Origin of the sequence: Bifidobacterium [indicum] DSM 20214 = LMG 11587 (assembly GCF_000706765.1) — a bacterium.
GTDB lineage: Bacteria > Actinomycetota > Actinomycetes > Actinomycetales > Bifidobacteriaceae > Bombiscardovia > Bombiscardovia coryneformis.
In genome coordinates, this window is sequence record NZ_CP006018.1 from 1,548,586 (window position 1) to 1,572,673 (window position 24,088).

Here is a 24,088-nt window from a genome sequence, read left to right on the forward strand (position 1 = left end):
GTGAGGCGACCCTTGGCTCAGGATAGGGAGTCGGGGATGTCGATGTCCGTCTTCTGGACCTCCTCCACATTGACATCCTTGAACGTGACGATACGTACATTCTTTACGAAACGGCTGGAACGGTAGACATCCCAGACCCAGGCATCGGTGAGGCATACGTCGAAGTAGACATCCTGACCGGCCGAGCGCACGTTGAAGTCGACCTTGTTGGCCAGGTAGAAGCGACGCTCGGTCTCGACCACATAGGTGAAGAGCTTGATGACATCGCGGTACTCCCTATACAGGGCCAGCTCGGCATCGGTTTCGTAGTTGTCGAGATCCTCGGCGCTCATCGGCCACCTCCGTTGGAACGGTCACGACCGTGACCAAGGTTTCGCCACCAGGCCCGCTTGGACCGCTTGGCCTTGGAGGACCCGTAGGCCCAGTCGGAGGAATTGTGACCCCCGCCCTCCTGGGTCTGGCCCTCTTCGCCGTGTTCCGCCTCTGACTTATCGGCGCCCGCGTGGGGCCCGATCTGTGGTGCGCCCTCGGACGGGGAGGGCGAGGAGGGTATCGCCACTTTGGAATCAGCAGATTCTCCGGTCCCTCGGGCACCGTCGCGGTCTGCGGCCTTCCCCGCCAGGCCGGCTTCGATCTCGGAGGCATGTCGCTGGGCTTCCGCAGCGGTCATTCGCCTTCCGTCCTCGGTGGTATACCCACGGGCAATCAAGGTTTGGGCAACACCGGGGTTCTCATCGATGACATGCATTCCGAACGCGTTCAGGGATTGGATGGGGTCGTACTCGTCGGCCAGGGCATCCATGACGATCTGATCCTGGTACTTGCCATTCTCGATGTCCCAAAGCGCATCGCGGGAGGTTCCCGAGACCATGAAGCCCAGTGATTGGTATACGGATATGGACCTGGTGTTCTTCTCGGGCACGGCCACCCAGATACGGTGGAGCCCAAGTCCAGTAGGAGCTGCGGCATACCCGTAGGTCATAACCCTGGGCATGGCGTCACGGGAGTATCCGCGCCCCCGGAAGTCCTTCCCCAGAACCACCTGGATCCGCGCGGAACGGGACCAACCGTCAACATCGATGAGAAATATCATGCCGATGACACCGCCGGTTTTGCTGGTATCGGGTGCGCCGCTCTGGCTGGGGTCGGCATCGCTCACCATGGCCCAAGCCAGCGTACGCCTGGACTCAGGGTCCCCCACACCAGACTCCTTGGGGGCCAGACCCTTGGACCAGGCCACGGATCTGCGCACCCAGGCATTGACTACCGCCCGCTCGGCCTCAGGCCCCTTGCCGGTGATGCCCGTCGAATTGTAGAAGGCCTCCAGATGGTCCATGGCGGTCAAATCGGATATCGCCGCAGGGCGCAGATGCACCATTTCGCCGCGAATGACAGGAATCTCTATACGGTCAGGCAGCCGTCTGCCTTCGACATTATCTGATTCCCCACGTTCCGTCTGCGGTCCCTCATTACCGCTGCCGCTTGTCGACATCACGTCACCTCCATGACCGCCACCTCGCGATGACAGTTAATCATATCCCGCGCCCCTGGGAAAACCATGAAAATCCCCGGGACGCGAAACATTGGTCACTGGGCGATGCGCTGCATGACGATCTTGTTGACCGCCTTGGCATCGGCCTGGCCCTTGGTGGCACGCATGACGGCACCGATGATGGCGCCCATGGGCTTCATATTGCCGCTCTTGAGCTTGGCCACGATATCGGGGTTGTCCTTGAGGGCCTGGTCGACGGCCGCATCCAAGGCACCATCATCCGAAACCACCTGGTATCCGTGCTTCTTGACGACCTCGGCAGGGCCGCCTTCGCCTGCAAGCACGCCGGAAACGGTCTGCTTGGCCAGCTTGTCGTTGAGTTTCCCTTCCGCAATCAGCTGCTCCACATCGGCGACGTCCTGAGCCGAAATGGGCAGTTCCTGGAGGGTGACCCCGCGGGAATTGGCCTCACGGGAAATCTCGCCAAGCCACCACTTGCGTGCACCGGCGGCCGTGGCACCGGCCTTGACGGTCTCCTCAATCAGGTCCACGGCATCAGCGTTGACCGCATCCTGCATCTGCCGATCGGTGAAGTCCCACTCCTGCTTCAGTCGGGCCCTGCGCTCACGAGGCATCTCAGGCATCTCGGCCTTGAGCTCCTCGATATGGTCCTTGGTCACATGAACCATGACCAGGTCGGGATCGGGGAAGTAACGGTAGTCATTGGCGTCGGTCTTGACGCGACCACCGGCCGTGGTCTGGGTGGACTCATCCCAGTGGCGGGTCTCCTGGAGGACCTCCCCACCGGATTCAAGCAGGGCTGCCTGACGACGAATCTCGTAGGTCAGGGTCTTCTCGATGCCCTTGAAGGTGTTGACGTTCTTGGTCTCGGACCTGGTACCCAGCGGAGTATCGGGACCGGCATGAAGGGAGACGTTGACGTCCGCCCTCATATTGCCCTGCTCCATCCGGGCGTGCGAGATGCCCAGGGACCGCACGATGTCCCTGATGGCGCGCACATAGGCCCCGGCAACCTCGGGGGCGCGATCCCCGGCGCCCTCGATGGGCTTGGTGACGATCTCGACCAGGGGCACACCGGCACGGTTGTAGTCGACCAGGGAGTGATCGGCGCCCTCGATACGGCCGTCGGCACCACCGAGATGGGTGTTCTTGCCGGCATCGTCCTCAACGTGGGCACGCTCGATGGGCACGCGGAAGATGGACCCATCGTCCAGCTCCACATCCAGGTATCCCTCCCCGTTCAGGGGCTTGTCGTACTGGGATATCTGATAGTCGCGGGGCATGTCCGGGTAGAAGTAGTTCTTCCTGGCGAACTGGCTCCACTCGTTGATCTGGCAGTGCAGGGCCAGACCGAGCTTGACGGCATAGTCCATGGCGGTCTTGTTGACCACCGGCAGGCTGCCGGGCAGACCTAGGGACACCGGGGTCAGCTGGGAGTTGGGCTCACCGCCGAACTCGATATGGGCCGGGCAGAAGAGCTTGGTGTTGGTGGAGAGCTCGACATGCACCTCCAGGCCGAACACCGGGTCGTACTTGGCCACGGCATCGGCGTACTTCATGAGTTTTTCAGCCATTGTGATTCCGTTTCCTTCCGATGCCTACTTGGCAGATCCGTTGGTGAGGCCGTCCAGCCACGGGGCCTTGAGGTCCTTGAAGACCGGGCCGCCCCACTGCTCCTGGAGAGCCGCCTCCAAGGCCGCAGCGGGCTTGTACATGACCTCGTCACGCATCTGGGGGGCGAAGAACTGGAAGCCCACCGGCAGACCGTCATCACTGAGTCCGGCCGGGATCGACATGGCGGGCGAGCCTGCCATGTTGGCCGGGATGGTGGCCACATCGTTCAGATACATGGCCAGGGGGTCGTCCATCTTATCGCCGAACTTGAAGGCGGTTGTGGGCGAGGTGGGCGAGACCAGGACATCGGCCTTCTCGAAGGCCTGTTCGAAGTCCCTGATAATCAGGGTGCGCACCTTCTGCGCCGACCCGTACCAGGCATCGTAGTAACCGGCGGAAAGGGCGTAGATACCCAGGATGATGCGTCGCTTGACCTCATCACCGAACCCGGCCTCGCGGGTTGCCGACATCATGTTGGCCGCGGTCCGTTCAACCCCTTCCGGAGGCATGACCCGCATGCCGTAGCGCATGCCGTCATACCTGGCCAGGTTGGAGGACACCTCGGAAGGCATGATGATGTAATAGGCCGCCAGGGCATAGGGGAAGTGGGGGCAGGAGACCTCAACCACCTCGGCACCCATGTCCTCCAGGAGTCTTACTCCCTCATTGAACCGGGCCTCGACACCAGGCTGGTAACCCTCACCGCCCAGCTCCTTGACCAGACCGACCTTCATGCCTTTCAGGTCGCGCTTCATGCCCTCGCGGGCAGCGGCAGCCAGGGGCGGAACCGGCTTGGGGATGGAGGTGGAGTCGCGACGGTCGTAACCGCCAATCAGCTCCTGCAGGAGTGCGGAGTCCAGGACCGACCGGGACACCGGACCGATCTGGTCCAGGGAAGAGGCCATGGCAATGGCTCCGAAGCGGGAGACGCCACCATAGGTGGGCTTGACACCGACCGTGCCGGTAAGGGCTCCGGGCTGGCGAATGGAGCCACCGGTGTCGGTGCCCAGAGCCAGAGGGGCCTCGAAGGCGGCAACGGCAGAGGCGGAGCCGCCTCCGGAACCGCCGGGCACCCTCTCGGTGTCCCAGGGATTGTGCGTGGACTTGTAGGCTGAGTGCTCGGTGGACGACCCCTGAGCGAACTCGTCCAGGTTGGTCTTGCCCAGAATGGGTAGACCTGCGGCCTTGATCTTCTCGATGACCGTGGCATCGTAGGGAGGCACCCAGCCTTCGAGAATCCGTGAGGCGGCTGTGGTGGGGATGCCCTTGGTGACAATCATGTCCTTGATGGCGATTGGAACGCCGGCCAATTCAGACATGCCCTCGGTTTCACCGGCGGCAAGACGCTTATCGATGGCATCGGCCTGTTCCAGTGCCTGGTCGGCGGAGACATGCAGGAAGGCATCGATGCTGGGCTCCGCAGCCTCGATCACATCAAGCTGGGCCTGGACCAATTCACGGCTGGAGATCTCCTTGGCCCGCAGCTGCCGGGCCATCTCGGAGGCGGATTCCTTGACCAATTCTGTAGTGCTCATTGCTTCACTCACTCCTCACCCAGGATGCGCGGTGCCACGAACATGCCCGACTCGGTGGCGGGAGCCCCCGACAGGGCCTCCTCCTGGGTCAGGGGTTCCTCCGCCTCATCAGGGCGCAGGTATGCCTCCAGGGGTATGGGATTGGCCGTGGGAGGCACATCATCCCCGGCCACTTCCTGGACCTTGGCGATGGATTCGGCGATGACGTTGAGTTCGCCTTTGAGACGGTCCGCCTCATCATCGGTCAGAGCGATACGGGCCAGATCGCCCAGATGCTTGATCTCTTCACGTGTAAAAGTTGGCATACCACCATCATATTGGTGCTGTGTGACACGAAGGGGTCGGCATTCGGGAGGTGATCCAAGCCTGGTCGTGCAACGGTCCAGACGCCCGGGAGGCCACCTCATCGGTCGCGGATACAGAGACCCAATTGCAGTGTCATGTCCCCAAACCGATCGTCGCCAATCGGCGGATTGGTCAGCTGATATCGACCCTTTTCACGATCAGGGTTCCCAGGAAATAGAAGACCGCCGCCCACACAACCATGATCAGACCAGCCTGCCACCACAGCGGAAGGAAACCCGTAACGTCAGAGGGAGGTGCAGTCTGCCCGCCCAAAAAGAGACCGAGCAGATCCATCGGTAGAATGCTGGTCAGGGTATCCAACCAGGCAAAGTACCTACTTACCGCCCGAAGGATGCTGAGAAGCATGGGGGCTATCAGAATCAACCCCAACACCGTCATGACACCGCCGACAGTCGACCGGCACGCGGCACCGATGCCCAGGGCCATGACGGCGAAAACCGCCAGGAAGAGGGGACCACCCAGGAGGTTTAACCAGGGCAGTGATACCTGGGAGGCCTCGAGTTCGGTCTTGCCGGGTGCTGAAAGGGTGAGCTGCACAGCAGCCCAGGAAAAAAGGACCCCAATCTGGGAGGTTATCCATGTCAGGAAGGCCAGGTAGGCGGCCTTCGCAGCCAGAACTGTGCCGCGACGTGGATTGCTGGTCAGGGTGGCAGTTATGGAGGATCCGGTGAACTCCGAACTGATGCAGAGAACACCCATGATGCCGACCACGATGATGGCCATGCTCAGCCCCGCCCCCGTGGATAGCCAGTAATCCGACATGGCTATGGGAGCGGGGGTTTTCAGAGGCTTCCCCGTGGTTGGATTGATCGTGCTCAGGTACTTGTAGCTCCAGGCCGAGGCGAAGGCTCCGAAAGGCTCAAGGAGCAGGGCCAGGGCGACCATGATCCATGTCGACTTGAGCGAATTCAGCTTGAGCATTTCGCCATGCAGGGCCCGGAGGAAGGAGAGATGGACCCGCGAGGGGGCGAGGTCCCTCCTGCTCCCGGCGGACGCTGCGCGGATATCGACTATGTGTCGGGCACCATCGGGGGCCCTATGCGCCACACGTCTCATCGCCTGCCTCGCCTCGACTTGTTGCGGGCATCTGCCTCGGGGTCGGCAACAACCCGGGACCGATATTCGACCTGCCCGTGGGTGGCTTTCATGTAGGCCTCCTCCAGCGAGGCCTTCTCCTGGCAGAACTCATACAGGACGACCTGGTCATTGGCCAGGATGGTGGCCGTTGACGCCAGAGGCGCCCCCTCTATACGGAAGAGGGCCGCGTCGGGTGGACATGCCGAGTCCGACGGCAGCCTGGTGATGTGGATTCCCGCTGCCGTTGACAGGGCGGCCATGAACTCATTGGGTTGAGGAGTGACCGCCCTGATGGATTCGTGCGAATGCTCCTGGATGAAGCGGTCGACCGTGGTTCGCTCCATGATGCGGCCCTGCCCGATGATGACCAGGTCATCGGCGGTCAAGGCCACCTCACTCATCAGATGGGAGCTCAAGAGGACCGCCTTGCCCTGGGCGGCAGCGGACCTGCAGAGTTCGCGCACCCACTTGACCCCATCGGGATCAAGACCGTTGATGGGTTCGTCCAGGACAAGGTTCCTGGGATCGCCCAGAAGGGCCGCCGCAATGGAGAGCCGTTGACTCATACCCAGGGAGAAGGAGCCGGCGCTCTTGTTCTTTACGCCTGTCAGTCCCACCATCTCCATGACCTCGTCGACCCGAGCCACAGGAATCCCGTTGGAGGCGGCCAGGGAACGCAGATGGGCATAAGCCGAGCGCGACTTGTGGGCTGACCTGGGATTGAGCACCGCCCCGACCGAAGTCATCGGTGACTCGAGTTTGGTGAAAGGCCTGCCGTCTATCAGAGCACGCCCTTTTTCAGGCTTGATCAAGGCCAGGCAGGCCCGCATGGTGGTGGATTTTCCAGCCCCGTTTGGTCCAAGGAAACCGGTGACGCGGCCATCCGGGACTGTGAAGGTGACATCATCTATGGCCTTTTTGCCACGAAAGCTCTTAGTCAGATGTTCAACCTCTATCATGTCCTGAGCATAACAGTTTCTCACTACACCTGTCGTGCATCCGCCCGGCCCCACGCCAATGCAAATGAGGTACGGGCGGCACGTATGCACACCGAAACCTCAGGAAAGGCGTCCGCCCCCTGCACGCTGGGCAATCCAGGAATGCATGGCCACGGCGGCAGCGGCCCCGGCATTGATGGAGCGGACGGAACCGAACTGGGAAATATAGACCACATCATCGGCCAGGTCCAGGGCCTTCTGGGAAAGACCCGGCCCTTCGGCGCCGAAGATCATCAGGCAACGATCCGGGAAGTCGTAGGTCTCGATGGGAACGGCACCGGGCACATTGTCGATGGCGATCAGCCTGGGCATGGGGATACCGGACCTGCCGGCCTCGTCTCGCAGGTCATCGACCATGGTATCGATACTGGGATGGTGGACCACGTGCTGGTACAGCTCGGTCATCAGGGCACCCTTGCGGTTCCACTTGTGGGGGCCGACGATGTGGACCCGACCTGCGGCGAAGGCATTGGCTGTGCGGACCATGGAACCGATGTTGAAGTCATGGGTCCAGTTCTCGACAGCCACTTCGAACCCGTGACGACCTCTGCGGTCCAAATCATCCCGAATGGCCTCAACAGTCCAATACCGATAGCGATCAAGCACATTCCGTCGATCGCCCTGGTCCAGAAGATCGCTGTCGAATCTCGGATCATAGGCGACGGAACCGGGATTGTCCGGGCGGGGCAGATCAGGATGTTCTTCGGCCCAGGGCCCCAATCCCACTTGCCGGAAGACAGGTTCGCCCGACTCTTTGGCCGCCTGGGTGATGGGATTCGGTTCCCTCATCGCTCCTGGCCCTTGCCCGGGTTGAACTGCTGCTCGTTGAAGGCACAGATGAAGGGCAGGCTGGTCTTCGAATCATCGACCGTATCGACAACCTGGATGGTGGGCAGTCCGCCGTCGAGCTCGCCCAACCCACTAGGGGCTTCAGGGCCGAGCCCTCCGACCAGGGAGGCGATGGCCAGAGGTTCGGCACCCTGCCGCCGGATGATGCTGCAATCGAGACTGAGTTCGTTCCCCTTACGCAGGGTGACCAGTGATGATGTCTGCACATAGGACTTCTGACTGAGCCAGGCATCCAGGAGAATGACCCTCTTCCCCTCAATGGATGGTCCTTTGATGGACGGGTAGACGAAATCCATGACGAAGGCGTTCAGGGCCTGCCCCCTTGAGGCGGCGGCGTGGAGCATGGCATCGGCCAGGGGGACGGCGGCAGCGGTCAGGGCACCGACTGCATCGTAATCATCGACCGAGTAGCCGGCATCTTCGAGGGCATCCAGAAGGACGTGACCGGCCAGCTCCGCACCCTGATGGTCGAAGGTGACCCCGCTGAGTTCCGTAAAGGGGCGCCCGTCAATCTCACGTGACAGAAGTTCCCTCAGTTGATCGACCGGCTCCATCATGCTCCGGGCGGACTGGTCAAGCGTCAGGTCGGGGGCCCCGGTGGGACGGAAGGAGCCGGTCCGTTCTGTGTCTGTTGCCTTGCTCATGCCTACCAGACTAACGCCGGTTGCCAACGGGCAGGCAGTCCAGGCAGGTCAGGCCTCATCCTGGGGACCGTCAGGCAGAACCTCCGGAGCGGTCAATTCCCGCAGATTGGCCTTTTCGGAATTGATCATATCCACCGGGTCGATGATCTTGGTCGGATCCAGGTTCTGCAACTTCCTGGCCGTGACCAGGACCCTGGATTCCAGCGAGGCGGCGAAATTGTTGTAGGCGGCAACGGTACTGGTGATGGACTTGCCCAACTTGTTGGCACGGTCGCCCAGTACGACGAACCGCTCATAGAGCTCATGGGTCAGTGTGAAAAGCGTCTTGGCATCATCGGTCAGGTTCTGCTGCTGCCAGGCATAGGCCACCGACTTGAGCACGGCCCAGAGGGTGACCGGGGAGGTCAGGGCCACTTTCTGCGCGAAGGCATCATCCATCAAGGTCGGATCCACTTCCAGAGCGGCCTGAAGGAGGGAGTCATTGGGTATGAAGGCCACAACGAAGTCAGGAGCCGTGTCGAAAGCGTTCCAGTACTGCTTGTCGCCCAGGGTCTTGACATGGTCGCGCAAAGCCTTGGCATGGGCCTTGAGGAGATCGTCGCGACGGCGGAGGTCGTCATCCGATGCAGTATCGGGAATCTCGCAGGCCCGCTGGTACTCCGAGTACGGGGCCTTGGCATCGATGGGTATGGTCTTGCCTCCGGGCAGGTGAACCACCATGTCAGGGCGCAGAGTCTTGCCATCCGGCGAGGTGACCACCACCTGGGTATCGAAGTCCACATGCTCCAGCAGCCCCGCGGATTCGACGATGTTCTTGAGCTGCGCCTCACCCCAGGCCCCACGAACCTTGTTGTTGCGCAGGGCTGATGCCAGGGAGCTGGTCTCCTTATCGAGCCTGCCTTGCTGCTCCCCCAGGATCTTGAGCTGCTGCCCCAGGGAGCCCATCTCCTGCTTGCGGCCCTCCTCTATCTGAGAGACCTTCTGCTGCAGGGCATCCAGGTTCTTCTGTACGGGAGCCAAAGCGGAAAGGACCTTGCTCTCCTCCTGCAGAGCCTCGGCCTGTCTGCGGCGCTTCTCCTCCTCCTGGGCCTGGGCCCGAAGCCTCTCCCGATCCAAGCGGACCTGCTCGGCCTGCTGGGCCTGGGCCAGTTGAGACTTGACATAGGCCAACTCCTGGCTGAGACCATCAACCCTGGTCCGGTATTCCACTGCGGCGGATTCCGACTCACGCAGCTCCTGCCGGGACTGTTCCAGCTGCGAGCGCAGCTCTTCCGTCTCCCCCTCCCGAACAGGCAGGGGAATCTGCCGACCCTGGGCCTTTCCGAGTGCATAGCCGACCGCCCCTCCAAGAACAAGCACGGCCAGGAGAACCAGAGCAAGGATGATTGCAGAACCTGTAGAATCGAACATATGTTCTAGTAAACCCCATCTCATGGACCCGCCCGATAGCATGTCCGCATAGGAAGACCAGCCTGGTAATTAGTTTATTCGGCAAGGAACAGTCGGAACAGGGAACGCATTCCATGCGAAAAGGGCAAAATAGACATATCGGAGGCCCGAATCCGTACAGCGACGTCCGAAACAATAGACCACGACGAAGGAGAACCGGTGGGTATCGATATCTTTCTGGCGATAGTCGGTCTTGTTGTAGCCTGCGCTGCAACCTGGTTCATCATCCGGTACTTCCTCATGCCCTCGGGCAGCACAGATGCCAAGCAGGGGCAGGAGAGGAATGACGACAAGGAGCCGGCACGGGACGAATGGACCAACATGGGTCGCCGGATCGATGGCCTCGAAGACGAATACCACCACCTGGTGCGCCTGGCCATAATCAGCACCATCCTGACCGCCCCGGTCCTGATTCTGGACCTCTTCGGACGGTTTGCGCCGGATGCCCTCCCCACATGGCTGACGAGCCCTTGGATTCAGGCCATCCTGATCACCCCGGTCCTTTTCCACTGTGGACGCGGCATCATCCTGGACGGCTGGAGCGCCATACAGCATCGACGATGCACCCCCAACCTCCTGGCCACCTTGGCAACCGGCATCGCCTACCTGTACAGCCTGGCCACCTGCGTGGCCGGTTCCCTCCTGCCCGAAGGATCCCGATCCCCATACTTCGACGTAGTGGGCGTGGTAATCACCCTTCTCCTCCTTGCGCGAATCCTTGAGGTCAGGACCCACTCCTCCCTGGCCCGGTCATACGAGATGCTCGCCCGGACCCGACCCGGCTCTGGCAGGGTGCTCGATACCACGGAACTCCAGGGACTGGATACAGACAGCGGGGACGAATCCTGGTCCGGTCTGACAGGACATCAGGTGGCCCAGGACGACATAGCCACCGAAAGCCTGCTCCTGGTCAGGCAAGGCGAGCGACTGGCAGACGACGGAGAGGTGGTGGCCGGATTCGCCACCATCGACGAAAAGGAGCTGACCGGCGCGGAGGCCCCCCTCAGGTACGGGCCTGGTGACCATGTGCTTGCTTCCACCAAACTGGTCGAAGGCAACCTGATCATCAAGGTCGAGGCATCGGGCAAGGACACCTATGTATCCAGACTCATGCAGGTCATTCCCGATGCCTTGACCGGCCGTTCTCCCGCTGTGCACACCATCGACCGAAAGACACACACCGCCATCGCCTGGATTCTGATTGCAACCGTCTGGACCTTGATGGCCTGGCTCCTTTTCGGCCCCGATCCCAACCTGGCACACGCCGTCGCCAGCGCCTTCTGCGTCCTGGCCGTAGCCTGCCCGACGGCAGCCACCGTGACCGTACCTCTGGCGTTCAGAACGGCTCTGAATACCGGGATACAGAACGGAGTCCTCTTCACCTCACCCAGGGCCATGAGCAATCTGAGTCGGGTTGCGGCCGTGGCCGTAGACGATTCGGCCCTGGCCGATCAGTCAGACTCCTCCGATGGGGCACAGGTATACGAGGAATCCCTTATCCGGGCGGCCACACACCTGCGCTCCCTGAAAGTCATGAGCCTGGTCCTGGACGGCACCAGGGCCGAAACGGACAAGGCATCAGGTCACAGCATCAGCGCACGCATTGAGCGCGCAGCCCGGGTTGCCGGAGTGGATATGCTGGTCACCCAGTTGTCTGATACCCGTAAGGCCTACTGTCTGGAACGGTTGATTCATGACCTGGGGAAGCATACGGGTGATGCTCCTTCCGACGGAATCGAAGACACGAGCCACACCCCCAGTCCGGACAGGCTGGTGGCCCTGGCCGCAGACAGCCACAACCAGCCCGAAGCCATGAAGAGGGCCCAGGTCCACATCTCCTTTGGGACCCGACCCGGGCGGGAATCCACCTCAGATACGGAACCCGACCTGATTCTGCGCAACGGAGACCTGGACGGCATTGTCCGCGCCATCGAACTGAGCCAAGCCACAAAGCGAATAGTCAAAGAGAACCTGACCTGGTCGACCGTTTACAACATCGCGGCGCTGATTGTCGCCTCAGGCGTTCTTTATCCGCTCTTCGGCTGGATGCTCAATCCGATGATCGCCCCGGCGGCAGCGGCCATTGCCGCCATCCTGCCTATGGCAAACACCCGCCGCCTGCACCATCTCCATCACCTTCGTCGACGCTGGAGGGGCCTGGCCCAAATCGACACCGACCACCTGCCCACAGTGGCGGCACGTCGGCCCCAGATCATCGTCGACAGCCAGTGGAACCCCGACAACCCCAGCACCCACTAGGCCCGGGCAGGGCATCCTGCTCTGACTCCGCATAGGAAAGGCCGGCACCCCCGATAGCAGCTACGGGGTGCCGGCCTTCTCTTCAATTCGCCCTATCAGTCTTCCGGTGCGGAGTCCTGGGCGTTCCTACCTTGGCTCCCGTCCCCGGCCTCGCGAGCGTCTCCGGGAACCGCATCCCCGTCAGCAGTGACACTGCCGACGTTCACATCATCATCCACCAGGGTATCGGTGGGCCAGGCGGTCAGCTCCAGGTGCTCACCACCGGTCTGGTCAACCAGTACGGTGTCGCCGTCATGCACCTTGCCGGACAGAAGCATCCGCGCCAGCTGGTCCCCTACCTCGGTCTGGACCAGCCTGCGCAGCGGGCGGGCGCCGAAAGCAGGGTCATACCCCATGCTGGCGAGCCACTCCCTGGCCGAGTCGGATACATCAAGGGTGATTCTGCGGTCGGTCAGACGCTGTGAGACCTGCCTGACCTGGATATCCACGATGCCACCCAACTCATCACGGGTGAGCGGGTCGAAGATGACCAACTCATCCAATCGATTCAGGAACTCGGGCTTGAAGTTGGCCTGGACCGCATCCAAGACCGCCTTCCGCTTGGCATCCTGGTCCAGCTCATCCTTGATCAGGAACTGGGAACCCAGGTTGGAGGTCATGATCAGAATCGTGTTCTTGAAGTCCACGGTCCGTCCCTGCCCGTCGGTCAGGCGACCATCATCCAAGACCTGCAGGAGAATGTCGAAGACTTCAGGGTTGGCCTTTTCCACCTCATCGAAGAGGACCACCGAGTATGGCCGACGACGGACCGCCTCAGTCAGCTGACCGCCCTCCTCATAACCGACGTAGCCCGGGGCCGCGCCTATCAGCCGAGAAACGGAGGCCTTCTCCATGTACTCAGACATGTCGATGCGGACCATGGCCTTCTCGTCATCGAAGAGGAAGTCGGCCAGGGCCTTGGCCAGCTCGGTCTTGCCCACGCCGGTCGGTCCAAGGAACATGAAGGACCCGGTCGGACGGTCGGGGTCCGATATGCCGGCACGCGAGCGGCGAACCGCATCGGAGACGGCACGGATGGCTTCCTTCTGCCCGATTACCCTCTTGCCCAGGTAGTCCTCCATGTGCAGCAGCTTCTCGTTCTCGCCCTCCATGAGTCTACCCACGGGAATACCGGTCCAGTCGGAAACAATCTCGGCCACCGAATCGGCATCCACATGGTCGGGAACCATGGGCTCTTGCGCCGGACCGCCGACGGCGTCCGCCCCGTCCGGCTGAGATTCCCCTGAATCAGCAGCAGCCTTGGCCTTGTCCGCGGCGTTCTCCGCCTCGGCAAGCTCCTTACGAATGCCGGGAATCTCACCGTACAGAATCTTGGAGGCCTTCTCCAGATCGCCTTCGCGGGTGGCCTTGTCCGCCTCCACCCTCTTGGCATCCAACTGTGCACGGAGGTCGCCAACCTTGTTGTGCCCGGCCTTCTCCTGATCCCAGCGACTCTTGAGCCCGACCAGCTTTTCGCGGGAGTCGGCCAGCTCACCCTGGAGCTTTTCCAGGCGGTCATGGGATGCCGGATCGTCGGCCTTCTTCAGCTGCATCTCCTCCATTTCGAGGCGGGTGACCCTCCGCTGCAGCTCGTCGATCTCCTCAGGCTGCGAGTCCAGTTCCATCCTCAGATGGGCGGCGGCCTCGTCGACCAGGTCGATGGCCTTGTCGGGAAGCTGGCGGCCGGAGATGTACCGGTTTGACAGGGTGGCGGCCGCCACCAGGGCATCGTCACCGATGGTCACCTTATGGTGGGCCTCATACCGCTGCTTCAGACCACGCAGGATGGCCACCGTATCCTCCACGGTGGGTTCACCCACGAAGACCTGCTGGAAGCGACGCTCCAGGGCGGGATCCTTCTCGATGTTCTCGCGGTACTCATCCAGGGTAGTGGCCCCAATCAGACGGAGCTCGCCCCTGGCCAACATGGGCTTGAGCATATTGCCGGCATCCATGGAGCCCTCGCTGGCGCCGGCTCCGACGATGGTGTGAATCTCATCGATAAAGGTGATGATCTGCCCGTTCGCACTCTTGATTTCGTTCAGGACCGCCTTGAGACGCTCCTCGAACTCGCCACGGTACTTGCTGCCGGCCACCATGGAGCCGAGGTCGAGCGAAATCAACCTCTTGCCTTCCAAAGTGGTAGGAACATCACCGGCCACAATCCGCTCGGCCAGGCCCTCGACGACGGCGGTCTTGCCCACGCCGGGTTCACCAATCAGAACAGGATTGTTCTTGGTACGCCTCGACAGGATCTGCATGACGCGACGAATCTCCTGGTCCCGACCAATCACCGGGTCCAGTTTCCCCTCCTTGGCCTGGGCCGTCAGGTCGGTCGAGTACTTCTCCAAGGCCTTGTATGTGCCCTCGGCATCGGGGCTGGTCACCTTGGCGCCACCGCGCACATCGGGCGTCGCCTTGCGCAGGGCCTCAGGCGTGAGACCCGCCTGACGCAGGATGTCCGCGGCCTGACCGGGCACCTCCGCGATGGCGATGAGCAGGTGCTCGGTGGAGACGTACTCGTCCCCCATCTGCTGCATCTCCTTCTCGGCCTGGCTGATTGCCATGCTCAGTTGGCGGCTGGCCTGGGGCTGAGAGGCCGTCGACCCACTGGCCGAGGGCAGGGCCACAAGGGCATTGCGGACGGCGGCCCCTATCTGCTTGCTGTCGCCACCGGCCGTCTGAATCAATCCACCAACCACTCCGGACTGCTGCCTGAGCAGGGAATCCAGCAGGTGAAGCACATCCACCTGAGGGTTGCCCGCCGCCGAGGCGGACTGAATGGCATCTCCAATGGCCTCCTGGGCCATGGTGGTGAAGTTCTGTTCCATGGTTGTCCTCCAACAATCTTCCGCATGACCCGTCGGAGCCGCCCGATCAGACCATGCTTCGGTCATATCTGCATTAATCAACCCACAGATGGACATACTTATTCCCAAAACTTGAGTCTATATGACTCAGGTTTTTTAAATGAGTCAGATACAGAGAACGGGACCCCGTCAATCGGACAGAGTCCCGTTCACCAAAGAAGACGTCACACCGGATGAGGGTCATCCCAGCTGCGACCCAGGGCCGCCGGCAACCCCGAACAACCGATTCGGAAAATCGGGCCCTACTCGTCGATGACCACGTTGCGCAGGTCACCGATGCCATCAACGTGGACAGTGGCCTCATCCCGCCCCTGCAAGGAACCTGATGCGTTGGGGGTGCCGGTCATGATCACGTCACCCGGAAGCAAGGTGGCGAAGCTGGAGATGAAGGCAATCTGCTCGGGGATGGAATGAATCAGGTTGGCCGTGGTACCGCTGGCCTCGGGCACCTCCTCGCCGTTGAGCCTGAAGGATATCCTCGCATCCCGGTAGTCCAGATCGGTTTCAATCCAGGGACCCAGCGGGCAGGCGGTATCGAAACCCTTGCAGCGGGTCCACATGGGGTCATCCTGCTGGAGGTCGCGCAGGGTCACATCATTGACGCAGGTATATCCCAGCACGTAGTCCATAGCCTCGGCCTCGCTGACCTTGCGTGCGATACGCCCTATGACCACAGCCACCTCGGGCTCGTAGTTCATGTCCTTGCTGTAGGAGGGCTTGATAATCGGATCATCAGGGCCGATAACCGAGGTGGATGGTTTCATGAAGACCATAAGGCGCTCAGGCGGCTCCGGGTTCACAGCCTGACCCTTCTCCGCCATATAGGCGGCATGGGCCCGATAGTTCTTGGCGGCACCATATATCTTGGACGGAATGACCGGCGCCAGCAGGCGCACATTCTCGTCGTCCAGGGCATAACGCTTACCCGTGGGCTCCACCTGCTGCCCGGTCAGGGGGTACCCGCTCAGCTCAACCAGATAGTCCTTGCCGTCCTGCTTGTCCTCCTGGACGAAGGCATAGCGAGGAGTATTACCGATGGAAAAACGCGCGATTCTCATAGGGACAGTCTAGCCCCTGGGAGAGTCCGTCGAGGAGTCCGGTCCGCCCCTCAGATGAAAGCACGCTGACCGAAAATGGCGGTACCCACGCGAACGATTGTGGACCCTTCGGCCACTGCATAGTCCAGATCGCCCGTCATGCCCATGGAAAGAGCGGTGCAGGAATCGGCCCCGGGCTCACCCGAGGACCGAATGGTGTCACGTAGGCCTCGCAGGTGGCTGAATCCTTGGCGAATCGTCACCTCGTCATCCACATGGGCTCCGATGGTCATGAGTCCATCCAGCCGTATCCCCTCCATGCCTGCCAACTCGTAAGCCAGGTCCAGGGCCTGGTCGGGGCCACAGCCCGACTTGGCTTCCTCGCCCGATTCGTTGACTTCGAGGAAAATGCCCTTGACCAAGCCCTTGGCCTGGGCACGGGAGGCTACCTTCCGCGCAAGCTCCAGACCGTCTACGGACTCGACCGTGTCGACATAGGGCAGGACCTTGTTGATCTTATTGGACTGGAGCTGGCCTATCAGGTGGAATCCCACGGTCTGTGAGCCGGACGAATCACCGCCGAGTCGCAGCCCCCTCTCGCGGCAGGACTCAATCAGCCCCTCGGCCTTGGCCGTGACCTCCTGGGGCCGGTTCTCCCCAATCAGATGGATGCCAGCATCGATGGCAGCCATGATTTCACCCACATCCCGGGTCTTGGTGGCCGCCAGGAGTGCGACCGACCCCTCGCGCCGCCCCGCCGCTTCTTCCGCCTTGGCGATTCGCTCAGCCACCTTCTTGACCCCGTCGGCAATCTGCACGGTCCGTTCCTGGCTGATGATCCGATTAGACAAATCCTTGTGGTCCATATAAGCGACCATGCCCCAGTACCTCCTCATATTCGGAAGCTTCGACTGAGGCCATGGTAACCAGGGGTTCCTACCACCGGGCCGAATCATATGCGTCCGCCGGGGAACCACCATCGACCCGTGAACACCGGAAATCAGGCCAGTTTGGAGCCTTCCGAACCAATCCCGGCCAGATTCGGCCCTTCGAAGTCAAGTCGACGGTCCTCCTGATTGCAGGCCAGTCTCTTCCATGTGAAGCAATCCAGCAGCTCCTGCGCACTTGCAGGCCCGGGATGGTCCAGAAGCCCAAGAAGCCAACCACAGACTCCAATCACCTGCCGTGCAGTCCACCCCTGTTCACGGAGGGTCTGCATATCAGGCGAGCCGAACCGCTTGGACATCCGCCTGCCATCCGCACCGTCTATCAGGGGCAGGTGGGCATACTGAACGGGCTGGGCGTCCATCCGCAGGTGGCTCCGGATCCAGGTCTGGATCGCCGTTGACCGCAAAAGGTCCCGCCCCCGCACAATCTGATTCACCCCCATGGCCAGGTCATCGACCGTGACGGCAAGCTGGTAGGAGACCAACCCATCCGCCCTCCTGATAACCACGTCACCCACATCCCGGGGCAGGTTGAAGGACCTGGCCCCGAATACCAGATCGTCAAACCGGCAGATGGCATCAGGACCAATAGAGTCGGCAGGAACCGCGATACGCAGACTGTGCCGGTCGCCCCGGTCCAACCGTTCCGAAACCACATCCACGGGAAGATTCCGGCAGGTTCCCGGATACACCAGGAATCCATCACCCTCATTGGGGGCCGAGGCCGCACGGATATCAGCCCGCGAGCAGAAGCAGGGATATACCAGGGGCTCGCCATCCGTCAAATGCTGGTCTTGCAGCACGTTCAAGGCCTGGTCATAGTCAGCCCCGCGCCGCGATTGATAGACCACAGGACCATCCCAGTCCAACCCCAACCAATCGAGGTCATCCATGATCCACCGGTCGGCGCCCTCGACCACACGAGGCCCGTCGATGTCTTCGATTCGCAGGCGCAACACCCCGGAAGCCCCAGAAGACCTGACACCCAACCAGGCCGCCAGGCATGCGTAGATGTTGCCCAGGTGCATCCGCCCGGTCGGCGAAGGCGCCAGCCTCCCGACAACCTGGGCAGAACCCGACCGGTTCAGTCCCGAATCTCCGTTCTGCATACCGCCATGCTCCCACGGCACCTCGTCATGGGAGAAGGCGGGGGCATATCGAAAGGGCCGCAGGCTGCGAATACAAATCGACGGCCTCCGCCCGTAGGCATGTTACGGGCGGGGGTATCGAATCAGAAGGTATCGAGCAGGTGGTCGATGTCCTCGAAGTGCTTGACCTCGGGGTGCCAGACCGGCTTGCCCCGGGCGATGACCAGCTGGGGATTGGCCAGGGTGCGCAGATTCTTGACGGGATCCTCGGCCAGGACGATCAAATCGGCATCCTTGCCAGCCTCAACAGAACCTGTCACATCGCTGAATCCAAGGTTGCGTGCATTGACCTGGGTGGCCGAGTGGAAAGCCTGGGCGGGGGTGAAGCCCGCATACTTGACCATGTAGTCCAGCTCACGCCAGGTACCGTACTGGGGCACGAAGGTCATACCGGTATCAGTGCCGACACCGACCGAGATACCATTCTCACGGCCTTGCCTGGCCCCCTGGACCATTCCATCAACGACCAACTCGGAGTTGCTGCGGACGATATCACTGACCCCAAGCTGGTCCTGAGGCAGTTTAATCAAGGGCAGACCCGCGCACAGGGTGGGGTCCAGACCCGAGAAGCCACGCAGCGAGCGCGGATTATCCAAGAAAAGCCCGATAATCTCGTCATCCATGGCACTGCCGTGTTCAATCGTATCCACACCGGCCTTCAGGGCGGCTTTGACACCCTCCGGGCTCTGGGCATGGGCGGCCACCAGAACGCCGAACTCATGGGCCTCATCACAGACGGCGGCCATCTCATCTTGGGTCATCTGAGGGCTGCCGGCCTCACCGACCTTGGTGGCATCGGTCACACCACCGGTTGCGGCAACCTTGATGGCGTTGACCCCGTGGTCGAGGTTCTCCCTGGTCCTGCGCCTGGCCTCTTCGGGTGAAGTGCACGAAAGGGAGATGAAGGGATCGCCGTGCCCACCCGGAATGGCCAGCAGGGGCCCGGCAGCAAGGATACGGGGACCTGTCACCTCTTCAGCATCGATCTTGTCGCGCAGGCGGACCCCCTCATAGCCGATATCGCCCAGGGTCCGAATCGTGGTTACACCAGAGTTCAGCAGGGCGGAGACGTTCTTCTTGATTCGGGCGTCCATGAGAAGCCTGCCCGCGGGACTGTGCAAGGCCTTCATGACCCCGTTGATCACACGAGGCGAAGTATTGCCACCGCCGGAAAGGGGCTTTCCATCGGCGAAAAGATGGACATGGGCGTTGATCAGACCGGGTGCCACGAACTTGCCGGTGGCATCGATGCGATGGTACCCCGAAGGTATATAGGCCAACTCGGTGGGGCAGACCTGCTCGATGCGCCCATCCGCCGACACCAGGATGGACATGTCAGTCTCGACGGTGCCCGCCTCGTCACCCGTGGCGATACTGGCGTGTTCCAGTACAAACGGTTCACGCTCTTTCCTGCCTTGAAGACGCCCCATAGTCATACCTGCTTTCCATTTCTTCGGTGAACCAGTACAAGGAATCCTGTATATGACTCATATTATCCGCGATATGGGGAACCATTCAAGAATGGTCCAAATGCATCGGACCGCGCGCCTTAATCCGTCCCCCACCACGCTAAGAACATCCGTGCGATTTACCGTGAATACCATCGACCTGATCCAGGCATGACTAGGGCAACTGCGGTCCACTACTCATAGTCACCGATACCGTTAACCCTGCTTCAATGGGCCTTTCCCTTAAGGCCCATACGTACTTAGGCGGCGCTCCTGTTACCCTGTAGAAGATCACCGACGACTACCAAAGGGGGTTTCATGCCGCAGATAGAGAAAGACTGGCGGGCACTGATCGGGAACGCATGCTGGGGATGGATGCTGATGTGTATTCCCACCGTAATCAAGGCCGTGCAGATCGCCACGACGCAGTACTCGTTCGACGGCACGTACATCCTCACCCAGCAGACCGGGCTGATTTCAAGGAAGACGACGCACATCGACCTTCGGAGGGCGAAGATGATCAACGCCACCGACAACCTGTTCCTGGGCGGGTCGCTCTCCGTAGTCGAGAACAACGGATACGCCCACGAACTGCCCTACATCAAGAACCCGAACGCCATCGCCCAGTGGCTGAGGACCGCCGCGGAGGAAAGCAGCAGGCAGGCTGGCGACGTAAGAAACGTGCTCATTAGTTAAGCAATGACCTTCCGGCCCCGCTTCGGCGGGGCTTTTTTACGAGGGGGTGTTTATCCAACGAATATCCAACAAAACCGGTTTCGGACATGCCGAGCATGGATAAAGGAAAACCCTACAACCGTTGCGGCTGTAGGGTTTTGACTCTGTGCCCCCACGGGGGCTCGAACCCCGGACACGCTGATTAAGAGTCAGCTGCTCTAGCCAACTGAGCTATAGGGGCGTGTGGCACATAGCTGAGCCAAGATGTAACTATACACCGTTTTCCATACCGTGCAACACGGCGCGTCACCTGACATCAAAAGGATTACCCGGCCCTTCCGCCTAGTACGGGAAGGCCGGGCACGCTCTCACCTCAGACAATCTTGGGCATGGGAGTGGTCAGCGAGGTGGTCAGGTTGACCTGGAGCAGACCGGCTCCAACATGGGGCTCAACCTTCTTCAGAGTAACCGTTCGCTGATCCTCCGGGGCCGTGTCGTCATCGGTCATGGTGGCCGGGGACTTGACTGCCACGATGGTCATATCCTCCAGGTTCACGCCAACCTGGGTACAGAGCTGTCTGGCCTGCTCCAGGGACTGGGCGAACCCGTCCTTCTCCACCACTCGGCTGCCGGGAACACCATAAGCGCTCCGAGCAATCCAGCAGATCTGATCCATCACGTCCATCCCATGATGGCTGACCGTATCCGCATCAGCGGGGGCAGGCGCTCCCAAAGCCTCGATAAGACCATCCAGCTGGTCCTCCAGGGCCTGGCCGCCATCGCGGAAGAGATTCCCCATAATGGGACTACGGAAGCCCAGATCGGAAGCCGTCTGGCGGAGCTGGCCCGCCTGGCCGTCCTCGCCCTCCCACAGGTTGATCATCGGGAAGGTGGGGATGCCCAGGCTCTCCAGACGGTTGACGTGGAAGGGATAACGCCACTGGAGCTTGGGATCGTCACGCCAGGTGGTGGCCCGGGTGACGACAACTGCTGCGGCGGGCCACTGGGCCCCATACTCACGGGCGGCGATATCCAGCCACTTCTGGGCACCGGCATCAGCCCCGTATCCGGCCTCGACGATGACCACGTCGTGCCGGGCACAGGCCATCTGAACGCTGACCAGGCTGGGGATACCGATGGAGACGTTGGCAAAGGGGCCGCAGTGCACGTAGACGGGGGAACCCTGGAGGGTTTCGGTATAGGCGGGTTTGACGGCATCGGTCAGGATACCGGTAATCCGCCAGAGGTCGATGAAGTCACCGAACCTGACAGGCTTCCCGTCCAGGGTACCCGCCACCATGGCGGCGACCCGTTGCCCGATCTCCTCCATGCTCCGGGAGAGGACCACTATCTGCATCAGCTCGCAGGTGGGGGTCAGAACGGTCCGTTCGGACAGGTTCCCCTTCCCGCGATCCACTGCAATCTGGCGGAGGGAACGGGAAGGAACCTCGGATACCCTGGGCACCAGAACCGTGTCGAGCCTCCCCTCGTCAACGGCCTTCTCGGCAAAGGAGACCAGAAGATTCTGGGCGGACTCGATGGCGGCCATCTCACCGCACAGACCCCAGTCCACCAGCTCCGGATGGGTCAGCGAGGCCTTTCCGCCACCGGATGCACCCCCCTTGGATCCTGCCGCCGTGATACCCATGCTGGGCTGACGCAGGACGGCGGCCGCATCCACACCCCTTGCCCGCAGGGCATCGATGAGAGCGATGGTGGTGGTGGTCTTGCCCTCGCCGCGCGAGGCCTTCAGGGGGGTATCCGCGGTGACCAGGATGACCTTGCCCTCTTTGCGCGGCTGGTCGGGATGCTCCTGAAGATCCTTCAGATAGCCGAAGGCATCAATCTTGCTGAACAGCCCATACGGTCTGACGTAATCCTCGAAATCGGTCATGATTTCCTCCTCCTTGCGCCGTGTCGTCGTGGCATTGGCGGCGGCGGACTTGTTCGCTTCTCTTCTCGTATCGGACAGGGGGACCGGCTCGGTCCGGATCAGTTGTCGGAGAGGTGATAGCCGTTACGCATGGACATGCTGGCCGTGTACAGGACCTCACCCAGGAGATCGTCGGTCTCCTTGCGAACCTTGTCGGACAACTCCTGGTTGGCGGCCTCGAGAATCCGGCGAACCTCGAGATTATCCGTACTCTGGTCATCCCCCTCAAGGCGGCCGACCTGTTCATCGGCAGCGGCAATCATCCGGTGACCGGCCCCGCCCACACTCTGCTGATAACGCTCGATGGCCGCCGAAGTCGAAGCGAAGGCCGAGTCGCTCAGGGCGGCAATCAGCCTGTCGGCCCAGTAGAGACTGTCGGTGGAGACCCGGTTGGTGGCGTTGCTCAGATATTCTGGGGTCCGATCGACGTTGGCATAGAGGGGAATGAGGGCATTGAAGGCGTTGGACCCGTACGACATCCACTGGATGGCCCGGCAGGACTCGGGGCGGTAGGGACGCAGCTGGATGACGGCCAGCTGGTCGTTCCGGTTGATTCCGATGGGACGGAAGAGACCTCGGGTGTGCTCGTCGCCGGTCGCACTGTAAGGATCGTAGGGGGTTCCCTGGTAGTGGGAGCCCAGCAGGTACTTCACGTCTTCGATGGTGATCTTCCGCTCGGGCTGACGGCACCAGGGGATGTTGTCGCTGGTGGGGTTATGGTCGGCATCGGGCCCGTCCCAGACCTCGTCGTACGGATTCAGGAAGCGCTGCATGTACCAGGCGCGGGGGGTGTTGTAGACATGGTCCGAATCACTGTGTGAACCGAAGGCATCACGCGGGTTGAAGGGGGACTCGGACTCGACGGCCAGATCCAGATGGTTGTCGTCAATGAACGTGCGCAGGTCGGCCGAGCACATGTGATTCTCCTGGTCACCCAGGGCATCGTCCAGATCGAACTCATCAATGCCGAGCTGGTTGGGCATGGTCACGTAGGAGTCGTCGGGGACCCGCTTGGCGATCCAGTGGTGGCCACCGATGGTTTCCAGCCACCAGATTTCATCCAGATCGCTGAAGGCGATGCCGTTCATTTCATAGGTGCCGAACTCTTCCAGAAGGGCACCGAGACGCTGCACGCCCTCCCGAGCGGAACGAATGTAAGGCAGGACGATGGTGACCAGGTCCTCCTCGCCGATGCCACCAGGCACCTCCGCCAGGTGACCTTCCTCACCGGGCTTGCCCAGGGCAGGTGCCAGTTCCACCAGAGGGTCGGCACCCAGAACACGTTCGTTGGTGGTAATGGTCTCGGTGGCGGACATGGCCACGTTGGCGGAGTTGACGCCCGCCTCGGCCCAGAGACCCTGATCCAGTACGGCATTGGGTACCGAGGTATAGCGCATGGGGTTGTCGGGCAGGTCCATCTCCACATGGCTCAGGACGCTGCGGTAGTGGCGGGGCTGTTCGTCCGGCTCCACCACGACGAACCGCTTCGGGCGGAACTCCCCGTTGGGCGAATCCTCATTGCGGGCGATGATGGTGGACCCGTCATAGCTTGCATTCTTGCCGATCAACAGCGTGGTGCAGGGCATGAAACCGTGCCTCCCTTTCTTCGGATGTATCAGAATCCCGACGAGGGACCGATCCACTGCCGATGAACGACCAGCGGGACGACCGCGCCCGGTTCGGGGCC

General features: G+C 61.5%; 19 protein-coding genes and 1 tRNA gene. 2 read left to right on the forward strand and 18 right to left on the reverse strand.

All coding sequences use genetic code 11. From position 1 onward, the window contains the following. Positions 1 to 17 precede the first annotated feature (17 nt). The 10 genes from BINDI_RS06290 to BINDI_RS06335 all read right to left on the reverse strand — a co-directional run bounded on the left by BINDI_RS06290 (position 18) and on the right by BINDI_RS06335 (position 10,006). Positions 18 to 332: a DUF2469 domain-containing protein gene (locus tag BINDI_RS06290; RefSeq protein ID WP_033491179.1), complete on the reverse strand. Its 315-nt coding sequence runs from the start codon at positions 330 to 332 to the stop codon at positions 18 to 20. Then, a complete protein-coding gene (locus BINDI_RS06295) occupies positions 329 to 1,492 on the reverse strand; it encodes a GNAT family N-acetyltransferase (RefSeq protein ID WP_033491178.1) in 1,164 nt (387 codons plus the stop codon). Before BINDI_RS06295 ends, BINDI_RS06290 begins: the two co-directional genes overlap by 4 nt. Before the next feature lie 95 nt (positions 1,493 to 1,587). Continuing rightward, complete coding sequence (gene gatB, locus BINDI_RS06300) at positions 1,588 to 3,087, reverse strand: Asp-tRNA(Asn)/Glu-tRNA(Gln) amidotransferase subunit GatB (RefSeq protein ID WP_033491177.1); 1,500 nt, start codon at positions 3,085 to 3,087, stop codon at positions 1,588 to 1,590. 24 nt (positions 3,088 to 3,111) lie between these two features. Further along, positions 3,112 to 4,662, reverse strand: coding sequence for an Asp-tRNA(Asn)/Glu-tRNA(Gln) amidotransferase subunit GatA (gene gatA / locus BINDI_RS06305; protein WP_033491176.1), 1,551 nt, complete (start codon positions 4,660 to 4,662; stop codon positions 3,112 to 3,114). A gap of 8 nt (positions 4,663 to 4,670) precedes the next feature. Beyond that, positions 4,671 to 4,967: an Asp-tRNA(Asn)/Glu-tRNA(Gln) amidotransferase subunit GatC gene (gatC, locus tag BINDI_RS06310; protein ID WP_033491175.1), complete on the reverse strand. Its 297-nt coding sequence runs from the start codon at positions 4,965 to 4,967 to the stop codon at positions 4,671 to 4,673. A gap of 172 nt (positions 4,968 to 5,139) precedes the next feature. Continuing rightward, entirely contained in the window at positions 5,140 to 6,084 is a 945-nt protein-coding gene (locus BINDI_RS06315) for an ABC transporter permease (protein WP_033491174.1), read from the reverse strand. Continuing rightward, positions 6,081 to 7,064, reverse strand: a complete 984-nt coding sequence (locus BINDI_RS06320; protein ID WP_033491173.1) for an ATP-binding cassette domain-containing protein — start codon at positions 7,062 to 7,064, stop codon at positions 6,081 to 6,083. The genes BINDI_RS06315 and BINDI_RS06320 overlap by 4 nt, the downstream gene beginning before the upstream one ends. A gap of 99 nt (positions 7,065 to 7,163) precedes the next feature. Then, the gene (locus BINDI_RS06325; protein WP_033491171.1) at positions 7,164 to 7,892 is read right to left on the reverse strand and encodes a TrmH family RNA methyltransferase; all 729 of its coding nucleotides are present in this window, start codon (positions 7,890 to 7,892) and stop codon (positions 7,164 to 7,166) included. Then, positions 7,889 to 8,596 (reverse strand): type I phosphoribosyltransferase, encoded by a 708-nt coding sequence (locus tag BINDI_RS06330; protein WP_033491169.1) that lies wholly within the window; start codon positions 8,594 to 8,596, stop codon positions 7,889 to 7,891. The genes BINDI_RS06325 and BINDI_RS06330 overlap by 4 nt, the downstream gene beginning before the upstream one ends. A gap of 48 nt (positions 8,597 to 8,644) precedes the next feature. Continuing rightward, entirely contained in the window at positions 8,645 to 10,006 is a 1,362-nt protein-coding gene (locus BINDI_RS06335; protein ID WP_033491167.1) for a DNA recombination protein RmuC, read from the reverse strand. A 198-nt stretch (positions 10,007 to 10,204) separates the two neighbouring features. Here BINDI_RS06335 and BINDI_RS06340 point away from each other — a divergent pair, with 198 nt between their 5' ends. Beyond that, positions 10,205 to 12,304, forward strand: a complete 2,100-nt coding sequence (locus BINDI_RS06340; protein WP_033491165.1) for a P-type ATPase actuator domain-containing protein — start codon at positions 10,205 to 10,207, stop codon at positions 12,302 to 12,304. 95 nt (positions 12,305 to 12,399) lie between these two features. Here BINDI_RS06340 and clpB read toward each other — a convergent pair whose 3' ends face one another. The 5 genes from clpB to BINDI_RS06365 form a co-directional block, all read right to left on the reverse strand. Then, entirely contained in the window at positions 12,400 to 15,174 is a 2,775-nt protein-coding gene (gene clpB, locus BINDI_RS06345; RefSeq protein ID WP_033491163.1) for an ATP-dependent chaperone ClpB, read from the reverse strand. Between the two features lie 281 nt (positions 15,175 to 15,455). Next, positions 15,456 to 16,271 carry a fumarylacetoacetate hydrolase family protein gene (locus tag BINDI_RS06350; RefSeq protein ID WP_033491162.1) on the reverse strand — a complete coding sequence of 272 codons (816 nt, stop codon included), beginning with the start codon at positions 16,269 to 16,271 and terminating at the stop codon, positions 15,456 to 15,458. Positions 16,272 to 16,321: 50 nt separating this feature from the next. Next, a complete protein-coding gene (locus BINDI_RS06355; RefSeq protein WP_033491161.1) occupies positions 16,322 to 17,128 on the reverse strand; it encodes a YggS family pyridoxal phosphate-dependent enzyme in 807 nt (268 codons plus the stop codon). A gap of 122 nt (positions 17,129 to 17,250) precedes the next feature. Further along, the gene (gene gluQRS / locus BINDI_RS06360; protein WP_052109014.1) at positions 17,251 to 18,306 is read right to left on the reverse strand and encodes a tRNA glutamyl-Q(34) synthetase GluQRS; all 1,056 of its coding nucleotides are present in this window, start codon (positions 18,304 to 18,306) and stop codon (positions 17,251 to 17,253) included. A 122-nt stretch (positions 18,307 to 18,428) separates the two neighbouring features. Continuing rightward, positions 18,429 to 19,775, reverse strand: a complete 1,347-nt coding sequence (locus BINDI_RS06365; RefSeq protein ID WP_033491160.1) for a metal-dependent hydrolase family protein — start codon at positions 19,773 to 19,775, stop codon at positions 18,429 to 18,431. 336 nt (positions 19,776 to 20,111) lie between these two features. Between BINDI_RS06365 and BINDI_RS06370 the strand changes: the two genes are divergently transcribed. Further along, positions 20,112 to 20,489 carry a PH domain-containing protein gene (locus BINDI_RS06370; RefSeq protein ID WP_033491159.1) on the forward strand — a complete coding sequence of 126 codons (378 nt, stop codon included), beginning with the start codon at positions 20,112 to 20,114 and terminating at the stop codon, positions 20,487 to 20,489. Between the two features lie 146 nt (positions 20,490 to 20,635). Here the strand turns inward: BINDI_RS06370 and BINDI_RS06375 are convergent. The 3 genes from BINDI_RS06375 to BINDI_RS06385 all read right to left on the reverse strand — a co-directional run bounded on the left by BINDI_RS06375 (position 20,636) and on the right by BINDI_RS06385 (position 23,987). Next, positions 20,636 to 20,709: transfer RNA gene (locus BINDI_RS06375), tRNA-Lys, on the reverse strand. 132 nt (positions 20,710 to 20,841) lie between these two features. Beyond that, positions 20,842 to 22,362, reverse strand: coding sequence for a formate--tetrahydrofolate ligase (locus BINDI_RS06380; RefSeq protein WP_033491158.1), 1,521 nt, complete (start codon positions 22,360 to 22,362; stop codon positions 20,842 to 20,844). Positions 22,363 to 22,460: 98 nt separating this feature from the next. Next, positions 22,461 to 23,987, reverse strand: a complete 1,527-nt coding sequence (locus BINDI_RS06385) for a C69 family dipeptidase (RefSeq protein ID WP_033491157.1) — start codon at positions 23,985 to 23,987, stop codon at positions 22,461 to 22,463. Positions 23,988 to 24,088: the final 101 nt, after the last annotated feature.